Below are 4,168 nucleotides of genomic sequence, written 5' to 3'. Positions count from 1 at the left end.
AGGTCAAACCTCGGTGAGTCCCCCGGCAAAGCCGGGGGCTTACCTCTATGAGTTATGGAGCAAGAACAAATGAAACATGGGATCGACATGCCTGGGGTCGCCTATCCGTATGCTGCCATCCCTGCAAGGATTGCCCTGGAACGCGAGGCCTGGCAGGAAGCAGCAAATTTGCCGCTATATTACGCGGGATACCTATCCATGGAAGAAATATCCACAGGCTGAAGCAGTCAACGCGTTTGCCCGTGGTGTTGGTTCAGCGATGAGTGGAGAGCCGGCCCAGGCAAACCTCGAAGCGAAGCGGTTAGCCGAACTGCGTGATTCGGCGACAGCTATGAAACTGGACTACTGGGCCGATCAGATCAATATCCACGTCGAGGTAGTACGCGGACTGGCAGCTTTTGCAGAAGGCAAACGTGATGAGAGAACCACAATACTGCGCCGGGCAGCAGAGCGTGAAGCGGCGAGCGCAAAGAACGTCGTTACCCCTGGGCCAGTCGTCCCGGCGCGAGAGATGTTGGCAACGATACTTGAACGTGACCGTAAACCGGCTGATGCACTTGCTGAGTTCGAAAAAGTTCTTGAACAGCACTCCAATCGCTATCGTGCAATTGCAGGAGCAGCTCAAAATGCAAAGCAAGCAGGCAATGAACAGAAAGTTGCTCACTACGCGGAGTTACTGCTTAAGTTGGCCGAGCATGCTGACAGCCCGCACCCCAAGATCGCCGAGGCTAAACGTATACTTGGAAAATAAGCAATCTAAGCTAAGTTTGGAACAAATTCCTCAAATATGCTGGCAACATGGCCGGGCTATCCTCATGCAAAGCTCCATCTATGATGGCAAACTGAAAAGTGTGAAAACAACGCAACGCTGCGCCTAAAACAGCCTGGTGCCTAACGGTACGGGCTTATCCGGAACGCACAAAGCTACATGACCCTGCTCATCGGAAAAGCCCGTCACCAGGCACTCGGACATGTATGGACCAATTTGCTTGGGTAAAAAATTGATAACGGCGACAACTAACTTTCCCTCCAGATCATCTATCGCATAGAGGCTGGTAACTTGTGCACTGGATTTGCGCTGACCCATCTCCGGGCCGAAATCCACCAGTAGCTTGAAAGCCGGCTTGCGGGCTTCTGGAAATTCCTCGACCTTGATGATACGTCCTACGCACAACTCGACTTTTGCAAATTCATCCCATGAAATTATCGTCATAATAATTGATGGTCCACACAATAAAAGATAAGAATTCGATGTCTTTCTGGCCGGCGTCTTGCTGTCAGATCATATACTTCAATGGTATCGGATTTATTCCAGCAAGAATATAACGATGGCTTGTGCACGAGTGAGATGAAGTTACGCAAAAAGTATCAAACATTGTCTGATTCATGAATAAACATCAGATTCTCGAAACCAACTTCGCCTGAAGTCTTCTTCAATAACCATGACTATCATCCACAGCCAAAGCCTTTCTTTCCTATATTTGCCAAGACTCATTCTCTTTATTTCCAGGAAAAACTATGAATGCCATCACCAGTACTTCCTCCATATTTTCCGATGCAGAAGAATTCGTTGTATTGTCCAGGGAGCTTACTGCCAAAGCCTTGGATTATAGCGAACTGGTGGATACCATTGCCGCCGCAGCCCTTGAATATAATGCCGGCCAGATTCAGAGCCCGGAACGCATGGTAGTGCCCCTTGGTGCCGGTGGCGTGATGCTGAGCATGCCGGCCACTGCGCGTGATATTGGAATTCACAAGCTCGTGAATGTGCAACCTGCAAACAAGAAACGGCAACTGCCCATCATCCACGGTACTGTAACCGTGTGTGATACAGAAACGGGTAAGCTCATCTGTCTGCTGGATGGTCCAGAAGTGACCGGACGGAGGACTGCTGCTGTCACCATGCTTGCAATCCGTACCTTGCTGAAGAAAGTACCTCGTGAAGTTCTTCTCATCGGAACAGGTGTACAGGCACGCTACCACATTCAAGCACTCTATGCGCTATATCCACAGTCGAAAGTCTGGGTGCGCGGACGTAGTGAAACCTCTTCAATGGCTTTCTGTGATCAATATCGGTCCCTCCACAGCAAGCTTGTTCCTGCAGAGCATTCTATTTCCGATGACGTAAACGTCGTAATCACTGTCACGACAAGTACACAAGTAGTCTATAACGAAACCGCTTTACGCGATCGTCTAATAATTGGAGTAGGCGCTTTCAAGCCAGATATGGCCGAACTTGGCAAGATCACGCTCGATGGTAGCGATATCTTCGCTGACGATCCGGTCGGTGCTCACCATGAAGCCGGTGATCTCATCCAGGCTGATATTGATTGGTCTCGTGTACGTTCACTAGCTGACGTACTTCAGGGCCAGATCGACGAATCCCACCCCAAGGTTTTCAAGAGTGTTGGGACCGGAGCCTGGGATCTCGCAGCTGCGCGCGTGGCCCTGAAGGCCATTCACGCTGGGCACTAAGATGTTTAGTCCCGCGGCATTGTAGCGGCGTGGTGGGTCTGAAGTGGCAAACCACCCAGTCACGGGAGAAGGGTCAAGGCAAACACCTCGTGAACGCGCGGGCCGGCGGGGCTCTGGGGGGTTTTGCGGAAGTGAGGCGAACTTGCTGAGCAAGTCCTCCGCCAAAAGAGTGCCCTGTCGCTATAAGTTTAAGTGCTCGTCCATCCCGAAGCATACCACCTACCAGCTTAGCGTGCTACCCAGACACCAGAGCGCAGTTAACTCATATTGCATGTCTGCCAAATCATTCTGGCCTGCCTGATTTCCTCAGGCTCTCGTTCGCTAGTACTACAGTCGTAGATAAGATGTGGGAATATAGGCTGTATCAACATTAAGACGGGTTTGGATATGATGTCACAATTGCATGATTGGGGGAGGGAGTTGGAGGTAATACCGAGCGGCTTGGGAAGTTATTCAAGCGCAGCCTTACGTATCTGAAGGGTCTACTGAGCGCGGTAGAGCGCAAGAATAGCTGGCAGCTGGCCAAATGGATGGGCGAGACCACACCCGATGGGGTGCAGCATCTGCTCGAGCGCGCGCAGTGGGATACTGATGCGGCGCGCGACATCCTGCGCGATTACGTTGTTGAGCAGGTGGGTGATCCGGATGGTGTAATGATTGTTGACGAGACGGGCTTTATCAAGAAGGGAATCCACTCGGCTGGCGTGCAGCGCCAGTATAGCGGCACGGCCGGGCGCATCGAGAACAGTCAGATCGGAGTATTTCTATGCTATGCCGGCGCTGGTGGCAGTGCCTTCATCGACCGTGAATTGTACATTCCGCGCCAGTGGATGAATGATCGTTCGCGCTGCGAGGCTGCAGGCATGGCACAAGAGGTGGAATTTGCGACCAAACCTCAGCTTGCACGAAAGATGATCGAGCGAGCGCTGGATGCAGGAGTGCCCTGTGGATGGATCGCAGGTGATGAGGTTTACGGGGGAGATCAGCGCCTGCGGGTATGGCTGGAATCACGTGAGCAGGCCTTCGTACTGGCTGTTGCCGGGAATGAGCCGTTGTGGTGGCAAGGGGCCGGGGCCAAAGGCGAGCGTTTGTACGACTGGGCGCTGGTGCCGCTGTGGCGGCTGCAATTGACACAGCAGGAGCGTCGCTTCGGACATTACCTGCTGGTACGGCGCAGCCTGGATGAGCGTCAGGAACTGGCCTATTATGGGGTACATGCCAGGCGCTCGCAGGCCCGGCTCAAGCACCTGGTGCAGATCGCCAGCAAGCGCTGGGAGATCGAGATTGGTTTTGAGGCCACCAAGGGCGAGTGCGGACTCGACCAGTACGAGGTACGTCGCTGGCAGGGCTGGTACCGCCACATCACGCTGGCGCTACTGGCCCCTGCGGTACTGGTAGCCCTGCGGGTACGGGAGAAAAAAACACACACCCGGCCTAATTGCCTTGAGTGTGCCCGAATTGCGCAAGCTGCTGTCGCATCTGCTGTGGCACACCAGCCAGGCTGTTGAGCATGTGCTGCACTGGTCCGTGTGGCGCAGAAAACACCAATACAGAGCCCGGCAAACTCATTACCGACGCAGAGGATTCTCTCCTCCTGAGTAAAAATATATACGGCTGTAGTACTATAACGAAGCTCAAATAGATTGATTATAATTTACAGATGACTTATCCCATTTCATTTCGCCGCAAAGTT

General features: G+C 52.8%; 4 protein-coding genes. 3 read left to right on the top strand and 1 reads right to left on the bottom strand.

Features of this window, described 5'->3' with window-relative positions; genetic code table 11:
• The first annotated feature begins 76 nt into the window (after positions 1–76).
• Positions 77–751: a tetratricopeptide repeat protein gene (locus ABUL11_RS10930; RefSeq protein ID WP_350283882.1), complete on the top strand. Its 675-nt coding sequence runs from the start codon at positions 77–79 to the stop codon at positions 749–751.
• A 123-nt stretch (positions 752–874) separates the two neighbouring features.
• Here ABUL11_RS10930 and ABUL11_RS10925 read toward each other — a convergent pair whose 3' ends face one another.
• The gene (locus ABUL11_RS10925; RefSeq protein WP_350283881.1) at positions 875–1,213 is read right to left on the bottom strand and encodes a tRNA-binding protein; all 339 of its coding nucleotides are present in this window, start codon (positions 1,211–1,213) and stop codon (positions 875–877) included.
• A 305-nt stretch (positions 1,214–1,518) separates the two neighbouring features.
• Between ABUL11_RS10925 and lhpI the strand changes: the two genes are divergently transcribed.
• Complete coding sequence (gene lhpI / locus ABUL11_RS10920) at positions 1,519–2,475, top strand: bifunctional Delta(1)-pyrroline-2-carboxylate/Delta(1)-piperideine-2-carboxylate reductase (RefSeq protein WP_350283880.1); 957 nt, start codon at positions 1,519–1,521, stop codon at positions 2,473–2,475.
• Positions 2,476–2,882: 407 nt separating this feature from the next.
• On the top strand, positions 2,883–3,983 hold the full coding sequence (locus ABUL11_RS10915; protein WP_396957971.1) for an IS701 family transposase: 1,101 nt from the start codon (positions 2,883–2,885) through the stop codon (positions 3,981–3,983).
• Positions 3,984–4,168 lie beyond the last annotated feature (185 nt).

The sequence above is a fragment of the Nitrosomonas sp. genome, from assembly GCF_040256045.1.
Taxonomy (GTDB): Bacteria; Pseudomonadota; Gammaproteobacteria; order Burkholderiales; family Nitrosomonadaceae; genus Nitrosomonas.
This window is presented reverse-complemented; position numbering and strand designations above follow the sequence as displayed.

Coding starts and splice junctions, on each gene's coding strand:
- ABUL11_RS10930 (WP_350283882.1), top strand. CDS start 77: ATGGGATCGACATGCCTGGGGTCGCCTATCCGTATGCTGCCATCCCTG.
- ABUL11_RS10925 (WP_350283881.1), bottom strand. CDS start 1,213: ATGACGATAATTTCATGGGATGAATTTGCAAAAGTCGAGTTGTGCGTA.
- lhpI (WP_350283880.1), top strand. CDS start 1,519: ATGAATGCCATCACCAGTACTTCCTCCATATTTTCCGATGCAGAAGAA.